Origin of the sequence: Solibacillus sp., assembly GCF_040273735.1 — a bacterium.
Classification (GTDB): Bacteria; Bacillota; Bacilli; order Bacillales_A; family Planococcaceae; genus Solibacillus.
The window spans coordinates 1-22,149 of record NZ_JBELZM010000012.1 but is presented as its reverse complement, the minus strand read 5'-3'; the positions used below and the strand labels follow the sequence as shown (position 1 = coordinate 22,149).

Here is a 22,149-nt window from a genome sequence, read left to right as displayed (position 1 = left end):
GAAGCAAAACAAAAAAAGAAACACTTCAAGCGAGTGCTTCTTACTGTTTTAATATTCCTCAACATGGAAGTAAATATCCGAGAAATCACATTGCGCTAATTTTTTTGAGTTAATGAAGAAGCTGATAATCCCACTATCTCCCCACATAATATTTTGCTCATCGTTTGAAACGATTTGCAGTAATAATGTGTCGTAGTGCTGTAGATAGGGTGACGTTTTTCTGAAATCCTGATGTATAAAATATGGATAGCCGCCAATTTTATGTTCAGCTGCTAAATAACTTTCCAAATATACATCCTGAAATGAACGATCATCCAATGTAATGGGTGCATCCATTATTTCAGGTTTAAAATAATTATTTAAACGGTAATCCATTGCTGACACCGGTTCAAACTGTGTTTTAGGAATGAGCTTCATTTCCTGCTGAATCGGGAAACTGCTGACGTTTACGTCTTCTAAATACGTGAAATCATGAATAAATTCATTATAGTGAACTTGATAAGGTATATATTGGACTTTACAATAACGACATTCCGAATGTAACTTTTCCCTTTCGTAACATTGCTGTGGAATATAAAATTGCAATATACCATCTTGCGGAAATGGATGGTCTAGCTGAATTTCCGCAAAATTAAGCTGTGCCAAAAATAGCATATAGCGATTTTGATTGTCTTTAGGATGTTCCATTTTATTTGTTAGAAAAGGAAGGCCGGCAAATTTACTTTCATGTAAAAATGCAGGTTGTTTCACCGGTTTTAAAATTGCTACTTGTTCAGCTGAATGACTTAAACTCGTATGATAATGGATCAATTCTTTTGGAATATAAATATTTTTTTCTATATGTGACATTTGAAGTTCCTCCTACTGAAGTAACATCTATGTGAAATGGTGGATTGAAAGCCCGTACGGACGAAAATTTGTTTATTCCTAATCGGAATTACTTCACAAAAATGGTCATGATATTTTCAATATTTCCATTTGCTATTTTTGTTAAACATAGTTGGAAATATAGTGCAATTCATTTTAACTACGCGTGAAAAATAAAATTATTAAATAACATGTATTCGAGAAGATTATGTAAATTATTTCAAAAGTAATTATAAAATTTACAAGAAAAAATTTTCTCTGAAATAAATTTATATAGGTTTATTGTTGCTAATAAACGGTTAAGTTTAATTATGTTTTAGTTTTGTCACAAAACAGGAAAGAAAAATAAGTTTATACGTGGTAACATATGAAGTAGTACAAGGTCTGACCTTATTAATTTGAAACTTTTGACACGAAATATCGTTATATATATTAACAAAGGAAAGTTTGAGGTGTAATCAAATGGCGAAAGAGATTGATTTAAAGCGTATTGTTACAAACTTATCAAAATTAGGTGTTACGGCGACAGTTACGAAATCTCGTCTTGAGCTTTTAAAAGTTTTAACACCACCAACACAAACTCCGCAAACGCAAAATTGATGAAAATCAGGTGTGATGAAACCCCGTTTGTCATACGTTATTTTCATATGAAGCAATAGGAAAAGGACCCGCGGTATACGCGGGTCCTTTTTGTTTTATTCATCGTCAGGATCATTTGTTGTAAACATATACGTACGGTAATGATACTTCATACTATAGACTAGACCAATCGCTAAGGCATTCCCCATCATCGAACTACCTCCGTAGCTAATGAAAGGTAACGGAATACCTGTAATCGGCAGAAGCTGTATCGTCATACCGATGTTTTCAAACACATGGAATGTAATCATTGCGATAATCCCTGCACATACATAAGTACAGAACGGATCTTTTAACAATAATGTCATCTTCGTTAAGTGATAGATTAACAGGAAGTACAGACAAATAACAGCACTTGCGCCGATAAAGCCCCATTCTTCGCCGATTACCGCAAAGATAAAGTCTGTATGGTTTTCCGCAACATATACTTCACGCGCCATGAATCCTTTACCGAAAACCTCACCGGAACCAATCGCATTAAGTGAAGTAATTAAATGATAGCCGTCCGAAGTCGCATACTCATAGGGGTTAATCCATGAATAAATACGGGCGAACTGGTATGGTTGGAAACCAAATGTCTTTTCCAGAAAGTCCTGCATATACAGTGCCATCCATAATAACGATCCGCCTACAACTACTGCTCCGCCAAAAAGCGGTAAAATAATTTTCCAAGTCACACCTGCCACAATTACAAGTGCTGCAGTAATGGCAAAAAATACTAGAGCAGAACCTAAATCCGGCTGCAACATAATGAAGCCAAGCGGCACTGCCAACGTTAAACCAATTTTGCCGAGCAGCAATAAATCGGATTTGATCGTTTTAATCTGGTAATTTTCGTTATGCTTACTAATTAAAAAGGCGGAAGCTAAAATATAGAATGTCTTCATAAATTCGGCAGGCTGAATATTACCGATTGGTGTTTTAAACCAGCTCTTTGCTCCGTTTGTTTCGACAGTTAAACCAGTTGATGTAGGAATAACGACAAGGGCAATTAATAGTAAAATTCCGAAACCGTACAATGGCCATGCCATTTTTTTATACTGATCAGGGTCAAAGTACATGACAAAGGCAACAATAAAAGCAAAAATAGCGTAGTTTATTATTTGTTTCGGTATGAAATTTATTCCATATTGACCGGAAGTTTGTGCAGATGCGATTGCAAGCACACTTACTCCTAAAAATATGATGAGGATGGTAGTAAGCGGCCAGTCGAACCGTTTATTAAAATTATAATTGTTTGTATCCATTCGTTTCACCTTAAATTATTAAATTTAACCCGTTAAAGGGCCAGAAGATACCAACAAATTGAAGGTTCTTTATATGGGCACAACATTTCCCGGTAAAAAAATTGAAGATATAGGAAAGTTTTCACGGAAATTGCTGTAATGTTTTAAGCTTTATTTACTTTATCATATTCTTATAAAAATTACTTTAGTAAGACTAATTTAAAAGTTGGACGAAACAGGTGAGAAAATGTTTCAAATTTGAATGAGAAGTCATATAATAATCATATTATTCATATTAAAGGGGCGTGCAAAACGTGGCAAAGAAAATGAAATCTGCTGAAGATTTTATGCATCATTTATATATTCATATGAACGATGTCGAACATTTTGTTATTTATAGTGGTCTTACACTGAAGGAATTTATGGTTTCGGTCGAGCCCGTAAAAAATGTTCTGTTATTAAAGCACGCGTACGACAACGGCTCTTTTAATATGCATACACAATTCGATTTTGTAACAAGTGAAGATATGCGTGATTTTCTAAAAAAGGAAAGCGACTTGAAGAAAGATTTGTGCTGGGTAGATTTTACGACTGAGAAAAACATTAATACGTTAACGCCCCTTGAACAGGCAGAACTACTTTATTTAAGTCATAAGCGTGAACCGCTTGCATCGCCATTTTTCAGCAAATTGCAAAATCGCTATGCTTATTACTCATCTGTAACTGACAAAATGACAAAAGTATATTATCGTTTTATAGGCGATTCTGAAATACTCGTTTCGAATCTATTTAATCGAATGATAAGAGATAAAGAAGGTGTTGGGAGCTTTTGGAGAAGAAAGAGTAAAAACAACTCACCGACAATCGATCCTTCTACATTAAGACAATATAGGCCTTTTGCTAAGGAAGGTGCATTGCTGTCATTATATAAACTAGATAAACCCAATTCCCATTATGCAATCGAAATCCGGGTGCTTAGTGATTATGATTATCCGGATGAAGTTTGGGATGATTTAGATGAAATATTAAAACAAGGCTATGATGAATTAATACAAATTAGTTGACACTCACAGCGAACAGGGCAGTGGGTGTTTTTATCCGATTTCAGCGTTTAGTGTATTCGTGATAAAATTAGGTTAGTGAAAACTGGAGGTCAAGAAAATGAAAAAGAGAATTGGTTTATTATATGGTGGTAAGTCAGCCGAGCATGAAGTATCACTCTCAACTGCAAAGGCAGTAACGCAAGCAATGGATTTTAACGAGTTTGACGTTTTCCCGATTTTTATAACATTGAAGGGTGAATGGCGTGTTGGACCTCAATTAACAGAACCCGCTCAAACGATTGAACAATTGCAATTTACAATGGTATCAGACCAGACTGAAAATAATATTACGCAATTTATTGCAAAACATATGGAAAGTCCATTTGACGTAATCTTCCCTTTACTGCACGGCACGAACGGTGAAGATGGAACAGTACAGGGCTTTTTGGAAGTGCTGAACATTCCTTATGTAGGTAACGGTGTTCTTGGTTCAGCAGCAGGTATGGATAAGGTAGTTATGAAGCAGTTGTTTGAAATGGCAAAATTGCCGCAATTACCTTATGAATATTTCATTCGAAGTGAATGGGAGCGGGAGAAAGAAGCTTGGATCAAAAGATGCGAAAAGTCTTTAGGCTATCCGATGTTTGTTAAACCGGCTAACTTAGGATCGAGTGTAGGAATTAGCAAAGCGACGAATGCAGCGGAACTGGAAAAAGCTGTCCAATTTGCACTGCAATATGACCGCAAAATTGTGATTGAACAAGGCGTAACGGCTCGAGAAATTGAACTTGCTGTGTTAGGGAATGACGCACCTAATGTTTCAGTAGCAGGAGAAATTAAGCCAATGACTGAGTTTTATGATTATGATTCAAAATATAAAGATGGCTCGACAGCATTAATTATTCCAGCACCATTACAAGACGGTGTTTATACAGACTTAGTAGATATGGCGAAAAGAGCGTTTAAAGCGATTGACGGAGCAGGATTAGTGCGTGCAGATTTCTTTGTAACTGAAAACAACGAAATTTTCATCAATGAAGTAAATACAATGCCAGGATTTACACCAGTAAGCATGTATCCTTTATTGTGGCAGCATACGGATGTAACATATCCAAAGCTAATTAAAGAGCTGATTGGTTTTGCGCTTGAACGTTATACAGAAAAACAACAGCTTCAATACAACAGAGATTGAGTGGGATAAAAAGTGAAAAAAAGTTTACAGCAAATTGCATCATGGTTAACGATAGAAAATCAGTCATTTCCTGAAACGGTTGTCACAGGTATTTCCATTGATACACGAACAATTGCAAAAGGGGATTTATTTATTCCTTTCCGTGGAGAAGCCGCAAACGGGCACCGTTTTGTTGAACAGGCATTTGAAAAAGGCGCAGCAGCTTCTTTATGGATGATCGATGAGCCAAATCCTCCGGAAAATTTGCCATTAATTTTTGTGGAAGACCCAGAGCTTGCACTTCAAAAAATGGCAGAGTGTTACCGTAATGAGCATCAAGCGACATTTATCGGGATTACCGGCTCAAACGGAAAAACGTCTTCAAAAGATATTTTGGCGGGAGCTCTTTCTCCATACTTTAAAGTACAAAAAACGATCGGGAACTTTAATAATCAGCTCGGTTTGCCGATTACGATTTTACAGCTTGATGAGGATACAGAAGTTTCCGTATTGGAAATGGGGATGAGCGGTTTCGGTGAAATTGAATTTCTAACGAAGCTTGCACGCCCGCATTATGCCATTATTACAAATATCGGCGAAGCCCATATGCAAGATTTAGGATCACGGGAAGGGATTGCGAAGGCGAAGTTTGAAATTGTAAAAGGATTGTCTGAAGAAGGGATTCTTTTCTATGATGGTGATGAACCGTTACTTCAAAACTTAGTTGCAAAAACACCAAACTTAAAAACACAGGCATTTGGCTTTAGCCAAGCGCAAAGTTTAGCAGCTTCCCAAATAGAAGCGACAGCACAAGGAAGCAGTTTCCATGTAGATGGTGTAATTCAAGGTGATTTCTTCATTTCTGTTTTAGGCGAACACCAAGTGAAGAATACATTAAGTGCAATGCTGGTAAGTAAGGCATTAGGTTTGACTGACGAACAAATCCGTGAAGCATTAAAGAAAGTAGTTTTAACAGATATGCGGATGCAGCTAGTTCCGGTCGGTGATTTATTATTTATTAACGATGCGTACAATGCTGCGCCAACATCGATGCAAGCAGCGATCCAATTTGTCGAGCAAACGACAATCCGCAACGAAAAGTGGCTTGTACTTGGTGATATGCTTGAGCTTGGAAACGATGAAAAGCAGATGCATGAAGGAATTGCCGCGCATATTCATCCTGAAGAAATACGCTATGTTTGCTTGTATGGCCCGCGCATGAAGTGGCTCTATAATAAACTTCAACAAACATTTGATGCTGAGCATTTAGTGTATTCCGAGAATGAGTACGCACCGATTATCGAAAAAATTAAATCTCATGCAACAAACGAGTCCATCCTTTTGGTAAAAGGTTCTCGGGGAATGCAGTTGGAGAAAGTTATCCATTCAATCGAGTTAGCCTAGTGCTAGCTCGTTTTTTTTTTTTTTTTTGCAAAAACTTTTTTCGACTTTAAATGTCGCTTATTATAGATACTAACAGCTTAATGGAAGCAGGTGATTGGATGAAAATCGGCGTTCTATTTTTACATGGATTTTCAGGTGGACCGTATGAAGTAGAGCCTTTTGCACATTATATAGAGCAACGAATAGATTGGGTCGTAAGCATTCCGACGTTCTCCGGTCACGGTGATGCAGAGCATTTGGCGATGAAAGGCTATAAAGCAGAGCATTGGATGATGGAAGCGGAAATCGCATATCGGCAGTTGAAAAAGCAAGTCGATGAAGTCATTGTCGTCGGTTTTTCAATGGGTGGTGTCATTGCGATGTACTTATCTATACGTTACCCAGTAAAAAAGTTGGTACTCTTAAGTGCTGCAGCAAAGTATGTGAGTCCTACGCAGTTAGTAAAAGACGTTCGAACAATTGCCCAAGATATGGTGAACAAAAAGTTAGAAGAAAATGAATTGTTTGCACGGTACAAATTTAAGTTTAAAAATGTCCCGTTAACAGCAACGATTGAATTTATGAAGGTCGTGAAAAAAACGGAGCCTTATATAAAAAACATACAGTGTCCTACCTTTATTGTACAAGGGGAGCTGGATGGAATTGTGCCAAGTGCAACCGCCCAGATTTTATTTGAACAAATTCAGTCGCAACAAAAGCAAATGTATATTTCAGATTGTGGAAAACATCATATTTGTTACAGTGATGATTGTGAGCAATGGTTTGATCAAGTGTATCAATTTTTATTGGAGTAATAAATATCTGACTATTTTGATACAAAGCAATATCATTGCATACCGTTACAACCCATGTTAGACTAATAAAAGCAATGGATACATTTTGTGCGAAGACTCTTCAGACTTATGGGTGAAGAGTGCTTTTTTTTGATAAACGGTTTTATTCTATTTTTTACAAATGCAACAACCAATTAGAAACGGTAGAATTGAACCGCTCGGCAATGACCGGGCTTTCCTTTTCATATAAGAGACTCTGCGATGAAGCAGAGAGAATTTTTAAGTAACGGAAACGTTCCACATACAATGGCTCGAAATTTGCCGCCATTTCATCTGAAAATGTAACCATTTGTCAACTTATACAGGAAAAAGGAGAATGAAGAGTTTGACAAATTTTTCAGAATTAAACATTAGTGAATCGACATTACGCTCTATTAAGCGTATGGGGTTTGAAGAAGCAACACCAATCCAAGAAGGTACAATTACGTTTGCAATGGATGGCCGTGACGTTTTAGGCCAAGCACAAACTGGTACTGGTAAAACAGCTGCATTTGGTATTCCTTTAATCGAGAAAATCGATCCGAAAAATCCGAATATCCAAGCTTTGGTAATTGCTCCGACTCGCGAATTAGCAATCCAAGTTTCAGAAGAACTTTATAAATTAGGTTATGACAAGCGCGTAAAATTATTATCAGTTTACGGTGGTCAAGAAATCGGCCGTCAAATCCGCGCATTAAAAAATAAACCACAAATTATTGTAGGTACACCAGGTCGTATTCAAGACCATATTAACCGTCGTACATTACGTTTAGACGAAGTGCAAACTTTAGTTTTAGACGAAGCGGACGAAATGTTAAACATGGGCTTCATCGATGATATTAATGCAATTTTAGAAAACGTACCATCAGATCGCCAAACATTACTATTCTCAGCGACAATGCCTCCAGCAATCCGCAAAATTGCAGAGACATTCATGAAAGATCCTGAAATCGTAAAAATTAAAGCGAAAGAATTAACAATGGAAAACATTGAACAATTCTTCGTAAAAGCAACAGAGCGTGAAAAATTTGACGCATTATCTCGTCTATTGGATTCACAAAAACCAGAATTAGCAATCATCTTCGGTCGTACGAAACGCCGTGTTGATGAATTAAGCCAAGCTTTAGGTTTACGTGGCTTCTTAGCTGAAGGTATTCACGGCGACTTATCTCAAGCGAAACGAATTTCAGTTTTACGTCAGTTCAAAGAAGGTAAAATTGACATTCTAATCGCAACAGACGTAGCAGCTCGTGGATTGGATATTTCAGGTGTAACGCATGTTTACAACTTTGACATTCCACAAGATCCTGAGTCTTACGTTCACCGTATCGGTCGTACAGGCCGTGCAGGTAAATCTGGTGTTGCAGTAACATTCGTAACACCTCGTGAAATGGGTTATTTACGCATCGTAGAAGAAACTACGAAAAAACGTATGACACCTTTACGTCCACCAACATCTGAAGAAGCATTAGTAGGCTTACAAGAAGATGCAATGCAATCATTGGTGGAATTAGTTCAAAATAATGATTTAGGTACTTACCGTGAGTTAGCTGCTAAGTTATTGGAAAATAACGATGCACTTGACTTAGTGGCAGCAGCACTTAAATCAATCACTAAAGAACCGGATGCTACACCAGTATCTTTATCGGAAGAGCGTCCATTACCAATGCGTCGTGACCGTTCACAAGGTGGCGGAGGCCGCGGCCGTGGCGGTAATGACCGTAACCGTGGTGGTGGCAACCGTGGCGGTGGTGACCGTCGCGGAGGAGATCGCCGTCGCGAAGGTGGCGGAAGCCGTTCTGGTAGCGGAAGCCGTGATGGAGGTCGTCGTGAAGGCGGTGCTCGTCGCGAAGGTTCTCGTGATCGTCGTCCACGTCAACGTCGCGAAGACTAATACTATTTCAACACATCAACGAATTTCTCGTTGGTGTGTTTTTTTGTGGCAAATTTTATATAAATATATTTTCTGGGAAATAAAATTTTTATAAATTATTTAACAAATTTACCAATTAACTATACTATGAGGGTAGGGAATTATTTTTATCAACCGAGCCAGAACAGAATGAAACATTTAAGCTGCTAATACGTATAGCATAATATAGAAAAAGAGGTGTAGGGCTAGTGAGAGAACAACCAATGTTTCAGTTACCCAAAAAAGCGCAAACAGTGTGGCGACTATATGGAATCATTCAAACATTTATTATCGCACTTTTAACAGGCGGCATCGTATTTTTAACAGTTCGATTTGATTGGCCGCAGTGGATTATGTGGATTGCCATCGCGCTCGTATTGTTATCCATTGCATTTTCAGTTATTGTATTCCCGAGCATCCGTTGGGGAATTTGGCGTTATGAAGTTCGAGAACAGGAAATTGAAATACAAAGTGGTCTGTTTGTCGTAAAACGGACATTAATACCGATGGTGCGTGTTCAACATGTTGATACAGAACAGGGACCGATTTTAAAAAAATACATGTTAGCCAATATATCGATTTCTTCGGCGGCAACAGTACATACGATTCCTATGCTGAAAGTTGAAGATGCCGATGAATTGAGGACAAAAATCTCTGAACTTGCAAGGGTGGCGGAAGATGATGTCTAATGAGAAATATAAACTTCATCCTGTTACGGCAGTCATCAATGTTGTAAAGGCATTGAAAGATCTCCTTATTCCGATCATTATCATTGTTGCGGCGAACGGCTTTAATTTTAATTTGGATTATCGAAGCGAAACGTTTTTTAGCGAAATGATTCCACTCCTTATTTTGGTAATTGTCTTATCGGTAACAGTAGTGAGCGGTTTGATTAAATGGTGGACATTTATATATTGGTTTGAAGATAGTGAACTCCGTGTGGAATATGGTTTGTTTATAAAGAAAAAGCGCTATATTCCATTTGATCGTATTCAAAACTTGAATTATAAAGAAGGTATTTTTCACCGTTTGTTCAAGCTTGTACAAGTACAAGTGGAAACGGCGGGAAGTAAAGATGGTAAACCGGAGGCGGAACTAACAGCGGTAACAAAAGCTGCGGCAGACGAAGTGGAAATTCAAATGAAAAAAGCGAAACAAAAACTGCCGATTGAAAGTGAACAAGAGCAAATGGTTGAAGGTGAAGAGCCAGAGCCGGTATCAGTAGTTCTACATAAAATGAAAATACCGGAGCTGTTACTGTTAGCAACGACTTCCAGCGGTGTGGGAGTAGTACTTGCCGGAGTTTTTGCTGTCCTTTCACAATTTGCCGAGTTTATCCCTTTTGATTTGATTTATGATGAGTTGGCATTTTTAGTGGAGTACGGCTTTATCGTTGTCATGATTTTAATCGCGCTTGCGCTAATACTGGCATGGGGAGTTTCTGTCGGCTTGACGTTTTTAAATTATTATAACTTTACGGTCAGCAAGCAGCATGACCGGCTGATCATTACACGAGGATTAATCGAAAAAAAACGAGTGACAATTCCGTTAAACCGGGTGCAGGCAATTAAACTGGCTGAAAATCCTTTCCAACAAATGCTTGGATTAGCATCTGTTGCGGTAGAAAGTGCTGGTGGAGGATTTAGCGGGGAGAATGACAAGAAAATTATTTTATTTCCGTTAATTGCGAAAAAAGAAGTGTTTACCCCATTGGCAGAACTATTTCCTGAGTATGATTTTGAAGTTACCCAACTTATTCAGCCGCCAAAAAAAGCACAGCCTTTTTTCTATCGAATCGATTTTGTATGGCTAGTCCCGTTAATCGGTGCTATTTCTTACTTCTTCTATCCATATGGCTTGTTGTCATTATTGCTCATTGTTCCAATCATTCTACTTGGAAGATGGCAATTTAAGACGACTGGATTTACTGTGAAAGATCAGCAAATTACAATTGTCTCGCGTCTTGTAAGCCGTGTAACATTTTACGCTTTAAAAAAGCGTGTACAAATTACACAAGGCAGTCAAACTTATTTCCAGAAGCGACGGGATATAGGGTCTGTAAAAATTGTAGTGATGTCAGGTATGCTCGGAGCTTCAGCGACAGCGCGTCATATGGAGCAACAGGAAATCGAAAGAGTACTGTCTTGGTATGAACATTAAAAAACAGGATCCGCGAATTTACTTTTCGCGAATCCTGTTTTTACTTTACCCGTCTAATAGGCTGTTTGCGCCAGCGTCCCATATTTTTTGGGTTGAAGTAAACAACCCCTAAAATAAAGCCGGTAACTAAACCGCCTAAATGTGCAGCAATATTAATATTTGGTGTTAAAAATGTCATAATAATACTAATTACTATTAACGGCAAAATTATTTGTCTTAACTGTGGGAATAAATGTCTTGTGTAATAAACAAGGGCCCCGAACGCCCCGAAAATTCCGTACAGTGCTCCACTTGCACCTACGCTAGCATAATAGGCATCCTGTGTTGCGTAAGTAGCAGCAACACCAAAAATTCCAGCTAAAAAGTAAATTGTTAAAAAGCGCATTTTGCCGGCGATTTTTTCAAGTTCCGGACCAAATAAAAATAGGGAGAACATATTAAAAAGCACGTGCATAAAACCTGCATGTAAAAACATGGACGTAATAATACGCCACCATTCACCTGCTGCAATGAGTCCATTGACGCTCATACCGGCATAAAGCAAATCTTCGCCGAAGCCCGGTATTAATGTTAGGACGAAAACAATTAAATTAATTGCTATAATTGACGATACGACCGGATATAACGTAATGTACTGCTTAAAATTTTCTCTACGAATAAACATGTTCCACCTCAATTAAGTCGATACAAAATAAAACGTATTTTTATTCATTATACATTGGATTAATGATTAAAAGAAAGGGAGAGCTATTAAATGATAAAAGGGATTGGTTTAGATTTAGTACAATTGGACCGAATTGAAAAAATGATAGGACGTTCAGCAAAATTTGCTCAACGAATTTTAACGGATAGGGAACTTGCCATTTTTGATACATTATCGGATATGCGCAAAGTGGAATTTTTGGCAGGTCGCTTTGCTGCAAAGGAAGCCTATTCAAAAGCAAATGGCACAGGGATCGGTAAAGGCTGTGAACTTCATCAAATAGAAATTTTAAAAACGGAGCACGGAAAACCTGTATTATACTTCGATGGTGAACTGGTAAACGGGTTTGTTTCCATTACCCATACGAGGACAACAGCAGCTGCCCAAGTAATCTTAATGCAATAATACATACATGCACACCTTGGCTCATATAGTAATTTATCGAAATAGATAATCGAAAGGGTGAATCTTTGAAACTCCGACTGCTAGTAGTTGTCGTTTGTTGTCTCTTTTTGGCGGCGTGTGGAAAAGCTACAAAAGATGAAGTGATTGAGGATGTTAACAAGAAGTGGAATGACGCAAAGGGTTATGAATTAAGTGCTTCGATGGAAGTTCGGACAGGCGCAGAGCCACGTGTTTACGATGTGAAGGTTTGGCACACAAAACCGGATTTTTACCGAGTGGCAGTTAATCCAAAAGGTGAGTCAGAACAGCAGTTAATCGTTCGAAATGAAGAAGGTGTCTTTGTTGTCACGCCATCATTACGTAAAACGCATAAGTTCCAAAGTGAATGGCCGAAACAAAACAGTCAGGCGTATATAATTGGTGCATTGGCTGATGATTTGCTGTCAGATTCAAAAGCGGTAATGACTGAAGATGATGCGAGCTATACTTTTGAAGTTGCGACACGAAATGTAGACCAAACCGCATTACCGGTTCAACAAATTGTAGTTGATAAGAAAACGATGCTTCCGACAAAAGTTAGTGTTATGGATGAATCTTTACAAGAACAAGTTGTAATTACATTTGCAGACATTAAATTAGGTGTGCAGCATACTGCAGAAGAATATGCGGTAGAAAAGTTCTCTGAAAAAGAGGAAAAGAAAGCCGCATCGGCAGAAGTGGTAGACACAGAGTTTAGTGTGTATTACCCTACAATTGACTGGGCGCACACAAAGCTGACAGATGAGTTTGAAGTGCAGGAAGATGGAAACACACGGGTTATTTTGACATTCGAAGGGGAAAAGCCATTTACACTAATGCAGCAGCCAATCCAATCCGATGATACAATCTTACCTGTTTCCGGGGACCCGGCGGATTTAGGGTATACAATAGGTGCTATTACTGATAACTCAATTCAGTGGGACAAAGATGGTATGACCTTCTTTATCGCTTCCACAAAATTAACAAAAGATGAATTGCTGGAAGTAGCTGCAAGTGTGCAGGAAAGTAGTATGAAGTAAAACTTCAATTAGTGGGGGTTCTCTTCCCCCAATTAAGGAGCACAAGCTAAAACCGTCAAGTCCTGTGACAGCGCTTGTGTAAACATCATGTTGGGTCTACCTAATCTGCATTTTACGGTTAGTTGATCTCCAGGCTGTCCTTATCGTCTGCCTAGGTACTGCCGCTACGCTTTCGAAGCCAGATAAATTATTACCCGTTAATACGTGGTAAAATAAATTATAATTATGCCTTTCTAAACTTGTTTTTAAATTGCATTTTATGGTTATATTTAATAAGAGACATCTTGCGCATACTAGCGCAAGATGATTTCTTTCGTATTCAGATTTAAAAACGGTTGACTGAAAATTACATAAATAACAGTAAGTTTAAACTTATAAAAAGAGGGTAAAAATCGAAATGGATACTCCAATTTATTACAGACCAACAAGAGCAGTAATTGATCTGCAAGCAGTCACACATAACATTGCTTCACTAAGAAACTATATAGGACCGAATATCCAAATTATTGCTGTCGTAAAAGCAAATGCATATGGTCATGGAGATGTGGAAGTTGCAAAAACGGCAATCGAGGCCGGTGCAACAATGCTTGCTGTCGCAACACCCGACGAAGCAGTACATATTAGAGAGAATTTTAAGGATATTGATATTTTAGTGTTAGGTGCTTCACCGCATGCTTTTATTCCGTATGCATCAGCAGAAAATATAATCCTTACTGCCTTTTCAACAGAATGGCTGCGAGAAGCACAGCAGTATACACCGCTGCTGAATCAGCTAAGACTTCATGTTAAAGTTGATTCGGGCATGGGACGTATCGGTGTATCTACTAAAGAAGAACTATTGGAATTATATACAATGATTAATTCTTCCGATGACTTTTTGGTCGATGGAATTTTTACGCATTTTGCTACTGCAGATGAAGAAGATTCAATGTACTTTGACAATCAGGCTACCCTATTCAAGGACTTTTTAGGTGCACTGCCACAAAAGCCTCGTCTTGTTCATGTTGCCAATACAGCTACCGCATTAGTAAAAGATCCTTCTTTGCATTATGATGCGGTACGTTTTGGTATTTCCATGTACGGATTGCTGCCTTCAGGTTATGTAGGCACAAAATTGCCTTTTCCGATTAAGCCGGCATTTTCTCTAGAGACAGAACTTGTACATATTAAAAAAATGCAGGCGGGTCAATCGGTAGGCTATGGTGCAACATATACAGCAGAAGAGGACTGCTATATCGGTACAATACCGATTGGCTACGCGGATGGTATGATTCGTAAGCTTTCGGGCCAAGAAGTGCTTGTTGGAGGAAAAAGAGCGAAAATTGTCGGCAGAATTTGTATGGATCAAAGTATGATTTTACTTCCGGAAGCATATAATGTTGGAGAAGAAGTTGTACTGATAGGCTGCCAACAGCAAGAGGAAATCACAATAGATGATTGGGCTCATAAACTCCAAACAATTAATTACGAAGTGCCATGTGTAATAACGGCTAGAGTTCCTAGGGTATATAAATAAATCGATGTAAAATTACTGTAAATAACTTCAAATATACAAACCAAGTATGTCCATATTTATTCCTTTATTGCGAGAATTGTCAGTTTTTTAATTTTCCTGTCTTTTCATTGTAGTCAATCAATGATAGAATGAATGGGAAATGGGATGTTCGGTGGAGGTGCTTGTTTTGTACGCGAAGGAATTAGTAGAAGTAGAAGAAGTAGTAATTGACATACCAAATGAGCTAGTAACGCAATTCGAAAGAACGTTTGGGCGTAATACTGAGAATGGTTATATGATGGCGTATTTGGCGACTCAAAATTATACAAAGCATATGCAACCAAATCAAATACGGGAAGCTTTAATAAAGGGCTATGTGGAAATGTCGCAAATTAATCTGACAATTTGCAGTGAGTGCTTGCATGCAGAGTATGAAGCGGAACATATGGTGGAGCGTCTCGTAAGCGGGGGATGACAATTTGATTGTAAAACGTGGAGACGTTTTTTTTGCTGACCTATCACCGGTGGTAGGTTCAGAACAGGGCGGGACTAGACCCGTTCTTATTATTCAAAATGATATTGGAAATCGCTTTAGTCCAACTGTCATAATAGCTGCAATAACTGCGCAAATTCAAAAAGCAAAGTTGCCTACACATGTTGAAATCGATGCGAAAAAGTATGGTTTTGAGCGTGATTCGGTAATTTTGCTTGAACAATTGCGTACAATTGATAAATCACGATTAACAGATCGTATTACTCAGCTAGATGCAAAACTAATGCAAGAAGTAGATATCGCTCTTAATATTAGTTTAGGACTCGTAAAATTTTAATACATAAAAAGACATCGAAACAATCGTTTCGGTGTTTTTTATTATTATAAATCAAAGTCCCCTATAAATTTTAGGTAAATAGTAAACTGTAATCATGCAACATTGTAATATTTTACTTAAAATTATAATTATAGCAAAAATATGCTTAGAAACTTATATCCAACTAAACTACAAGGATAACATATGGTATAATATAAAAATTAATAATTCAAAAAACTGATACTATACGTTAACTCCATAGAAAGAAAAAGTAGGAAATTGGGGGCACTATGATGAATACGAAATCTACCGTAGAGATTGTAACAGAATGGGATATTGTAGCTGCACGCCAACTTGGACGTAACGAGGCGAAAGCAATTGGCTTTGGCGCGGTAGATCAAGCTCGAATTACGACGGCGATAAGTGAACTGGCTCGAAATATATATTTATATGCCCGTGCCGGGGAAGTGACAATAGAACGTATTAGTAATGAAGAGAAAGTTGGCCTTCGCATAATAGCAGCAGATAAAGGACCGGGAATAACCAATTTGAAAAAAGTGATGGAAGACGGCTATTCAACTTCGGGCGGCCTCGGAGCGGGTTTGCCGGGAGTCAAAAGACTAATGGATACAATGGACATCCAATCCACTGTAGGAAGTGGAACGTCAATAGTTATCGAAAAATGGGTAAAGTAGGATGTGGTAAAATTTGAAAGAGCTGCAAACTCAATATCAAAAAATCTTATCGGATTTTTTGGCAAACCAAACTGAGCGGAATTTGTATATAGGGCAAAACTTTATTCGACAGTTGATTCAAAAAAAAGTAGCTCCCGAAGAGGTCATCAATATCCATAAGTATGCGATTGAACAAATTTATCCAGACTTACCAGAAGATATTTCGCATAGCTATGATTTTTTAATTGAGATTATGGTACACTTTGGTTTAACTTTAAAGGAGCATCAAAGTTTACTCGAACAGCAAGAAGAACTGCGCATGGAGATGAATGTCGCTACAAAGATTCAGAATATGATTCTTAGAACAACAGTACCTATGCTTGATCAGATTGATATTGGGATGCTATCTGTACCAATCCGCAAAATGAATGGTGATTATGTTCACTTCTTAAACAACAATGATTCGGTTGTCAGTGTAGCTGTGACAGATGTTGTTGGAAAAGGTGTGCCAGCAGCCTTGTGTATGTCTATGGTTAAATACGGGCTTGATACACTTGAGTACGCAACGAAAGATCCATCTTACATTTTAGAAGTGTTGAATCGTATTATCGAAAAGAGTGTTGATGATAGTATGTTTGTCTCGATGTTTTACGGGACATACAATATTGAAGAAGGCAAATTTACATATGGGTCGGCCGGGCATGAGCCTGCTATATATTATAATGCTCGCAAAAAAAATTTCTTTGATTTGGAATCGAAAGGTTTACTATTAGGTGTTATGCCGGAAGTGACATACCCGCAGTACGACATTTGTTTGGAAGAAAATGATTTTATCATTATGATTACAGATGGTGTAACGGATTTCCGCAAGCAAGGAGAGCTGGACCCTCGGGATGTGATTAAGAATTTGGCATTAAGCTGTAACCATCTTTCAGCGCAGGAAATGTGTGAGGAAATGTACACCTATTTGAAAAACTTGCCTGATTTTGAATTAGAAGATGATTTTACGGTTGTTATTTTTAAAAAATAAAAAAATTTATGTTTAAACTCCTGAGAAATCGGGAATACTAATTAGGTTTATAGATGGAGGTGTCTAATAATGAATGTTAATGTTCAATTTAGAGAAGATGGAGACGTGTTAAAAGGCTATATCGAGGGTGAAATTGATACGTACACAGCCCCGATTTTACGCGAAGAGTTAGAGACAGTTCAAATTGTGGAAGGCCGAAAAATTGAATTGGATTTATCAAAAGTAAATTATATGGACAGTACAGGTTTAGGAATATTTGTAGCATTTTATAAGAAAGTTACGAAGGAAAATGCATCATTAAAATTAGTGAATTTATCAAATCGTTTAGTAAGGTTGTTTGAAATTACAGGATTAAGTGAATTAATGAGTATCGAGATTGATGAGGAATTGGAGTTGAAATGATGAGAGCATTTGACTATATTGAAATTCGAGTGCCTGCCAAATCGCAATATGTAAGTGTTATACGGCTAACAATTTCAGGATTAGCGATGCGTGTTGGGTTTACTTATGATGAAATTGAAGACTTAAAAATAGCTACAAGCGAAGCGGTGACGAATGTTGTTCACCATGCTTATAAAGCAAACGAGGAAGGCGAAGTTGTAATCGGCTGTGCATTATTTGAGGACAAGATTGAGATAATGGTCGCAGATTACGGTGTAAGCTTTAACTTTGAAGAGATCAAATCAAAAGTTGGTCCATATCATGAAAATGAAAACGTAGCATTATTACGTGAAGGTGGATTAGGGATTTATTTAATGGAAACTTTAATGGATGAAGTGAAATTAAATAACGAAGGTGGCGTCACTGTTTTCATGACAAAGTATGTCTCGAGAGAGCAGGTGAAAGGGAATGTCGAAAGAATCACTACCTAAAAATACATCAAAAGAAGAAGTGCTAAATTGGATTGCAGAATATCAGGCAAGCGGCTGTGAAGATTCACAAACAAATCTTGTGCTCCATTATCAGCAATTAGTCGAGTCGATTGCACGCAAATATTCACATGGTAAATCTTATTATGATGATATTGTACAAGTAGGGATGCTTGGATTATTAGGTGCGATCCGACGATTTGACCCTTCTTTTGGCAGAAGCTTTGAGGCATTTGCTGTTCCGACAATTGTTGGAGAAATAAAGCGCTTTTTACGTGATAAAACTTGGGACGTGCATGTTCCGAGACGTATTAAAGAATTAGGACCTAGAATCAAGGCGGCTGTCGAAGCATTAACGACATCGCTACAACGCTCCCCATCCATTACCGAAATTGCAACGTATTTAGAGGTCCAGGATGAGGACGTACTGGAAGCGATGGAGATGGGTCGAAGCTATCAGGCACTTTCGATGGACCATTCAATCGAATCAGATTCCGATGGCAGTACGGTAACGTTATTTGATGTAGTCGGTCGAGAAGATACAGGCTATGAAGTGACAAACCGCCGCATGATTGTAGCAGATGCGATGAATGTATTGAATGAACGCGAGCGGCAAATTATCCAATTAACTTATTTGGAACAGCTTAGTCAAAAGGAAGCCGGAGAAAGACTTGGTATATCCCAAATGCACGTTTCGCGAATTCAACGTAAAGCAATTAAAAAATTACAAGACGCCATTACAGCAAGTGGCGGCGTCTCATTATAAAGTTTAAGAGTCTACTAGCATAAATTAGTAGGCTCTTTTTTCATGCATAAATTCAAAGCTTTTTTGGGAAACAATGCAAATGGAATGGTACACTAAAAGGAAGTTCGAAATTTAAAGGAGTGGCATGATGGATCAACAAAAAATGTTACAAATAATCGCGAAAGATGCGAAAGTAGAGCCAAAGCAAGCACAAGCGGTTATTGGGTTACTGGAAGAAGGAAACACAGTACCTTTTATCGCACGTTACCGAAAAGAAATGACAGGATCACTTGATGAAGTTCAAATAAAGGCAGTGGAAGACCGCTACCATTACATACAACAGCTCGAAACACGAAAGGAAGAAGTGCTGCGTTTAATCGATGAGCAAGGTAAATTAACGGAAGAACTACAAACAGCTATCCAAGCATCCACGGTTCTTCAACGCATAGAAGATTTGTACCGACCATATAAACAAAAGCGCCGTACAAAAGCAACGATTGCCAAAGAACGGGGTTTGGAGCCGTTAGCTGAAGAACTGTTAAAGTTTAAAAAGCGTACGTTGGAAGAAATGGCTGCGCCTTATATAAATGAAGAACAAGGTGTTACTGGAATTGAAGAAGCATTGGCTGGCGCTCGAGATATTCTAGCAGAGCGATTTGCCGATGAAGCTGCAATTCGTGAAAAGCTCCGTACCCTATCTTGGCGTGAAGGGAAGCTTGTAACAACGGTAAAAAATGCGGAAAAAGATGAAAAACAAGTATTTGAAATGTATTACACATATGAAGAACCTGTTCACCGAATTGCACCCCACAGAATACTCGCGGTAAACCGCGGAGAAAAAGAAGAAGTGATACGTGCAACAATTGAAGTTCCAATCGATAAAGCGACAACACAAATGGAAAATCATTTTATTCCTAGAAATTTTGTAGGCCCTTCTGTAAATGAAGTAAAGTTGGCAGTTTCGGATAGCTATAAACGGTTAATTAAACCATCTATTGAAAATGAGCTTCGAGCAGAACTTTCATTAAAAGCAGAAACACAAGCGATTCATATTTTTTCGGAAAATCTCCGCAACTTATTATTACAGCCACCAATGCGCGGTAAAATGGTTCTTGGTGTAGACCCTGCATACAGAACAGGCTGCAAATTAGCGGTAGTCGATGAAACGGGCAAGATGATTGAAGTGGGCGTTATATATCCCCACACTACGTCGGATCCTTCCAAAGCGAAAGGAACAGTGAAGGCATTATTAAAGAAATATCCGATTAGTATTATTGCAATTGGAAACGGGACTGCCTCCCGGGAAACAGAGCAGTTTATTGCGGAACTGCTGAAAGAAGTAGACGGCAACATTGCATATGTTATTGTCAACGAGGCAGGGGCCTCCGTATATTCCGCTTCAGAAGTGGCGCGAGCGGAATTTCCGGATTTACAGGTGGAACAACGAAGTGCTGTATCGATTGCCCGTCGTTTACAAGACCCTTTATCTGAGCTTGTGAAAATTGATCCGAAAGCAGTCGGTGTAGGGCAGTATCAGCATGATGTTTCGCAAAAGCAGCTCGCGGAATCACTGACGTTTATTGTAGAAACAGCGGTAAACCAAGTTGGGGTAGATGTAAATACAGCTTCGGCCTCTCTTTTGCAATATGTATCTGGACTTTCCAAAACAGTTGCGGAAAATATTGTGACGATGCGTAGTGAAAACGGCCAATTTACATCACGTGCACAACTGAAAAAAATCCCTCGATTAGGTGCTAAAACTTACGAGCAGGCGGTCGGCTTCTTGCGTATTGCAGATGCTAAAAATCCGTTAGATGCTACAGGTATCCATCCGGAAAGCTATAAATTAGCTGAAGCCGTATTGGAGGCAGCAGGTTTAACGAAAAAGGATGTCGGAACGGCGAAAGCCGAAGAAGCGATCAGCAAGTTAAATTTAACAACACTAGGTGAGTCATTAGAAGTAGGGGAAGTTACGTTGAAAGATATTGTTGATACATTAATGAAACCTACCCGTGATCCTCGTGATGCTTTCCCGCAACCGTTATTAAAAACAGATGTTCTTCAAATGGATGATTTGCAAGTTGGAATGGAACTGCAAGGGACAGTTCGAAATGTCGTTGATTTTGGTGCGTTTGTCGATATCGGAGTGAAGCAGGATGGACTTGTTCATATATCAAAACTGCAAAAAGGACGTGTTAAACATCCACTAGATGTTGTTTCACTGGGGGATATTGTGACGGTTTGGGTAGAAAAAGTAGAAGCAAATAAAGGTCGCATTTCTTTAACGATGTTAACTCCTGAAAATCAACATAGCGTGTAAAGAGCATGATTTTCAATTATAATAAAAAGCGCATAGCTAATATGCGCTTTTATTAATTTAAGGGGGTTGGCATATGACGGACGAGCAGGCACAAAAATTAGTGGAACAGTTATCAAATGACTTTTTTGATCGACCGTTTATTCATAAAGCTTATTTTAATAGTCGCTTGAAAACGACGGGCGGTCGGTATATGTTAAACAGCCACAATATCGAACTTAATAAAAAGCTATATGATCATTTCGGCATAGAAGAGTTAAAGGGTATTATTTTACATGAACTTTGCCATTATCATCTTCATATTTTAGGGATGGGTTACAGGCATGGTGATGCAGATTTCCGGAATTTATTGAAAAAAGTAGGCGCACCACGGTTCTGTTCTACATTGGAACAGCCTAAAGAAAAGCCGAAGCAAAAGACAATACATATATATAGCTGTACGAATTGTAGACAAATATATAAAAGAAAAAGAAAAATGGATGTTAAAAAATATTGCTGCAGTGTGTGCAAAGGGAAAATCAAATTTCTTCACAGTGAAAATTATTTTAGAAATGATGTTTAAAATTAAGTAAATAATGGAATACAGTATTTATGTTGTTTTTTAGAGACGATGATTTTTGCCCTATATAAAGGAAGAGATTTTTTCTTTAAATTTTTTCAGGAAAAGTGTTGACGAAACGGAAATCGCTCTCTATAATAGTAAAAGTCGACAAGATGATGTCGCAACAAAGTAATTATTCCGAAGTAGCTCAGTTGGTAGAGCATCCGGCTGTTAACCGGCAGGTCGCAGGTTCGAGTCCTGCCTTCGGA

The 22,149-nt window shown here is 38.3% G+C and carries 23 protein-coding genes and 1 tRNA gene; 21 read left to right on the top strand and 3 right to left on the bottom strand.

Annotation, left to right across the window (positions count from 1 at the left end):
- Positions 1–48: 48 nt before the first annotated feature.
- The gene (locus tag ABS917_RS12475) at positions 49–849 is read right to left on the bottom strand and encodes a YwqG family protein (protein WP_350479279.1); all 801 of its coding nucleotides are present in this window, start codon (positions 847–849) and stop codon (positions 49–51) included.
- 480 nt (positions 850–1,329) lie between these two features.
- On the opposite strand from ABS917_RS12475, the gene ABS917_RS12470 reads away from it, so the two are divergent.
- Positions 1,330–1,467 (top strand): Lmo0850 family protein, encoded by a 138-nt coding sequence (locus ABS917_RS12470; RefSeq protein ID WP_176141992.1) that lies wholly within the window; start codon positions 1,330–1,332, stop codon positions 1,465–1,467.
- Positions 1,468–1,562: 95 nt separating this feature from the next.
- Here ABS917_RS12470 and ABS917_RS12465 read toward each other — a convergent pair whose 3' ends face one another.
- On the bottom strand, positions 1,563–2,753 hold the full coding sequence (locus ABS917_RS12465) for an FtsW/RodA/SpoVE family cell cycle protein (RefSeq protein ID WP_350479278.1): 1,191 nt from the start codon (positions 2,751–2,753) through the stop codon (positions 1,563–1,565).
- Between the two features lie 293 nt (positions 2,754–3,046).
- Here ABS917_RS12465 and ABS917_RS12460 point away from each other — a divergent pair, with 293 nt between their 5' ends.
- The 7 genes from ABS917_RS12460 to ABS917_RS12430 all read left to right on the top strand — a co-directional run bounded on the left by ABS917_RS12460 (position 3,047) and on the right by ABS917_RS12430 (position 11,234).
- On the top strand, positions 3,047–3,796 hold the full coding sequence (locus tag ABS917_RS12460) for a hypothetical protein (RefSeq protein ID WP_350479277.1): 750 nt from the start codon (positions 3,047–3,049) through the stop codon (positions 3,794–3,796).
- A gap of 97 nt (positions 3,797–3,893) precedes the next feature.
- Positions 3,894–4,967 (top strand): D-alanine--D-alanine ligase, encoded by a 1,074-nt coding sequence (locus ABS917_RS12455; RefSeq protein ID WP_350479276.1) that lies wholly within the window; start codon positions 3,894–3,896, stop codon positions 4,965–4,967.
- 12 nt (positions 4,968–4,979) lie between these two features.
- Positions 4,980–6,350 carry a UDP-N-acetylmuramoyl-tripeptide--D-alanyl-D-alanine ligase gene (locus ABS917_RS12450; protein ID WP_350479275.1) on the top strand — a complete coding sequence of 457 codons (1,371 nt, stop codon included), beginning with the start codon at positions 4,980–4,982 and terminating at the stop codon, positions 6,348–6,350.
- Positions 6,351–6,448: 98 nt separating this feature from the next.
- Positions 6,449–7,144 carry an alpha/beta hydrolase gene (locus ABS917_RS12445; protein WP_350479274.1) on the top strand — a complete coding sequence of 232 codons (696 nt, stop codon included), beginning with the start codon at positions 6,449–6,451 and terminating at the stop codon, positions 7,142–7,144.
- Positions 7,145–7,508: 364 nt separating this feature from the next.
- Positions 7,509–9,056 carry a degradosome RNA helicase CshA gene (cshA, locus tag ABS917_RS12440; protein WP_350479273.1) on the top strand — a complete coding sequence of 516 codons (1,548 nt, stop codon included), beginning with the start codon at positions 7,509–7,511 and terminating at the stop codon, positions 9,054–9,056.
- A 227-nt stretch (positions 9,057–9,283) separates the two neighbouring features.
- Positions 9,284–9,763 carry a PH domain-containing protein gene (locus tag ABS917_RS12435; protein WP_350479272.1) on the top strand — a complete coding sequence of 160 codons (480 nt, stop codon included), beginning with the start codon at positions 9,284–9,286 and terminating at the stop codon, positions 9,761–9,763.
- Positions 9,756–11,234, top strand: coding sequence for a PH domain-containing protein (locus tag ABS917_RS12430; RefSeq protein WP_350479271.1), 1,479 nt, complete (start codon positions 9,756–9,758; stop codon positions 11,232–11,234). Before ABS917_RS12435 ends, ABS917_RS12430 begins: the two co-directional genes overlap by 8 nt.
- Positions 11,235–11,274: 40 nt before the next feature.
- Here the strand turns inward: ABS917_RS12430 and ABS917_RS12425 are convergent, their stop codons facing one another.
- Positions 11,275–11,898: a rhomboid family intramembrane serine protease gene (locus ABS917_RS12425; protein WP_079523299.1), complete on the bottom strand. Its 624-nt coding sequence runs from the start codon at positions 11,896–11,898 to the stop codon at positions 11,275–11,277.
- A 90-nt stretch (positions 11,899–11,988) separates the two neighbouring features.
- On the opposite strand from ABS917_RS12425, the gene acpS reads away from it, so the two are divergent.
- The 13 genes from acpS (at position 11,989) to ABS917_RS12360 (ending at position 22,149) form a co-directional block, all read left to right on the top strand.
- Entirely contained in the window at positions 11,989–12,342 is a 354-nt protein-coding gene (gene acpS, locus ABS917_RS12420) for a holo-ACP synthase (RefSeq protein ID WP_350479270.1), read from the top strand.
- A gap of 65 nt (positions 12,343–12,407) precedes the next feature.
- Positions 12,408–13,400 carry a LolA family protein gene (locus ABS917_RS12415; RefSeq protein WP_350479269.1) on the top strand — a complete coding sequence of 331 codons (993 nt, stop codon included), beginning with the start codon at positions 12,408–12,410 and terminating at the stop codon, positions 13,398–13,400.
- A 397-nt stretch (positions 13,401–13,797) separates the two neighbouring features.
- Positions 13,798–14,916 carry an alanine racemase gene (gene alr, locus ABS917_RS12410; protein ID WP_350479268.1) on the top strand — a complete coding sequence of 373 codons (1,119 nt, stop codon included), beginning with the start codon at positions 13,798–13,800 and terminating at the stop codon, positions 14,914–14,916.
- Between the two features lie 166 nt (positions 14,917–15,082).
- Positions 15,083–15,370: a hypothetical protein gene (locus ABS917_RS12405; RefSeq protein WP_008405780.1), complete on the top strand. Its 288-nt coding sequence runs from the start codon at positions 15,083–15,085 to the stop codon at positions 15,368–15,370.
- Between the two features lie 4 nt (positions 15,371–15,374).
- The gene (locus ABS917_RS12400) at positions 15,375–15,725 is read left to right on the top strand and encodes a type II toxin-antitoxin system PemK/MazF family toxin (protein ID WP_008405778.1); all 351 of its coding nucleotides are present in this window, start codon (positions 15,375–15,377) and stop codon (positions 15,723–15,725) included.
- 272 nt (positions 15,726–15,997) lie between these two features.
- Positions 15,998–16,399, top strand: a complete 402-nt coding sequence (locus tag ABS917_RS12395; RefSeq protein WP_350479267.1) for an anti-sigma regulatory factor — start codon at positions 15,998–16,000, stop codon at positions 16,397–16,399.
- 13 nt (positions 16,400–16,412) lie between these two features.
- Positions 16,413–17,408, top strand: coding sequence for a PP2C family protein-serine/threonine phosphatase (locus ABS917_RS12390; RefSeq protein ID WP_350479266.1), 996 nt, complete (start codon positions 16,413–16,415; stop codon positions 17,406–17,408).
- A gap of 69 nt (positions 17,409–17,477) precedes the next feature.
- Positions 17,478–17,810 (top strand): STAS domain-containing protein, encoded by a 333-nt coding sequence (locus ABS917_RS12385; protein ID WP_339174019.1) that lies wholly within the window; start codon positions 17,478–17,480, stop codon positions 17,808–17,810.
- Positions 17,810–18,280 (top strand): anti-sigma B factor RsbW, encoded by a 471-nt coding sequence (gene rsbW, locus ABS917_RS12380; RefSeq protein WP_014822539.1) that lies wholly within the window; start codon positions 17,810–17,812, stop codon positions 18,278–18,280. Before ABS917_RS12385 ends, rsbW begins: the two co-directional genes overlap by 1 nt.
- Complete coding sequence (gene sigB / locus ABS917_RS12375; RefSeq protein ID WP_079523292.1) at positions 18,258–19,043, top strand: RNA polymerase sigma factor SigB; 786 nt, start codon at positions 18,258–18,260, stop codon at positions 19,041–19,043. Before rsbW ends, sigB begins: the two co-directional genes overlap by 23 nt.
- A 127-nt stretch (positions 19,044–19,170) precedes the next feature.
- Positions 19,171–21,342, top strand: coding sequence for a Tex family protein (locus tag ABS917_RS12370; RefSeq protein WP_350479265.1), 2,172 nt, complete (start codon positions 19,171–19,173; stop codon positions 21,340–21,342).
- A 73-nt stretch (positions 21,343–21,415) separates the two neighbouring features.
- Positions 21,416–21,901, top strand: coding sequence for a SprT family protein (locus tag ABS917_RS12365; RefSeq protein ID WP_350479264.1), 486 nt, complete (start codon positions 21,416–21,418; stop codon positions 21,899–21,901).
- Positions 21,902–22,077: 176 nt separating this feature from the next.
- A tRNA-Asn gene (locus tag ABS917_RS12360) sits at positions 22,078–22,149 on the top strand.

Coding starts and splice junctions, on each gene's coding strand:
- ABS917_RS12425 (WP_079523299.1), bottom strand. CDS start 11,898: ATGTTTATTCGTAGAGAAAATTTTAAGCAGTACATTACGTTATATCCG.
- sigB (WP_079523292.1), top strand. CDS start 18,258: ATGTCGAAAGAATCACTACCTAAAAATACATCAAAAGAAGAAGTGCTA.
- ABS917_RS12385 (WP_339174019.1), top strand. CDS start 17,478: ATGAATGTTAATGTTCAATTTAGAGAAGATGGAGACGTGTTAAAAGGC.
- ABS917_RS12470 (WP_176141992.1), top strand. CDS start 1,330: ATGGCGAAAGAGATTGATTTAAAGCGTATTGTTACAAACTTATCAAAA.
- ABS917_RS12370 (WP_350479265.1), top strand. CDS start 19,171: ATGGATCAACAAAAAATGTTACAAATAATCGCGAAAGATGCGAAAGTA.
- ABS917_RS12455 (WP_350479276.1), top strand. CDS start 3,894: ATGAAAAAGAGAATTGGTTTATTATATGGTGGTAAGTCAGCCGAGCAT.
- rsbW (WP_014822539.1), top strand. CDS start 17,810: ATGAGAGCATTTGACTATATTGAAATTCGAGTGCCTGCCAAATCGCAA.
- ABS917_RS12465 (WP_350479278.1), bottom strand. CDS start 2,753: ATGGATACAAACAATTATAATTTTAATAAACGGTTCGACTGGCCGCTT.
- acpS (WP_350479270.1), top strand. CDS start 11,989: ATGATAAAAGGGATTGGTTTAGATTTAGTACAATTGGACCGAATTGAA.
- ABS917_RS12430 (WP_350479271.1), top strand. CDS start 9,756: ATGTCTAATGAGAAATATAAACTTCATCCTGTTACGGCAGTCATCAAT.
- ABS917_RS12475 (WP_350479279.1), bottom strand. CDS start 849: ATGTCACATATAGAAAAAAATATTTATATTCCAAAAGAATTGATCCAT.
- ABS917_RS12395 (WP_350479267.1), top strand. CDS start 15,998: ATGAATACGAAATCTACCGTAGAGATTGTAACAGAATGGGATATTGTA.
- ABS917_RS12445 (WP_350479274.1), top strand. CDS start 6,449: ATGAAAATCGGCGTTCTATTTTTACATGGATTTTCAGGTGGACCGTAT.
- alr (WP_350479268.1), top strand. CDS start 13,798: ATGGATACTCCAATTTATTACAGACCAACAAGAGCAGTAATTGATCTG.
- ABS917_RS12365 (WP_350479264.1), top strand. CDS start 21,416: ATGACGGACGAGCAGGCACAAAAATTAGTGGAACAGTTATCAAATGAC.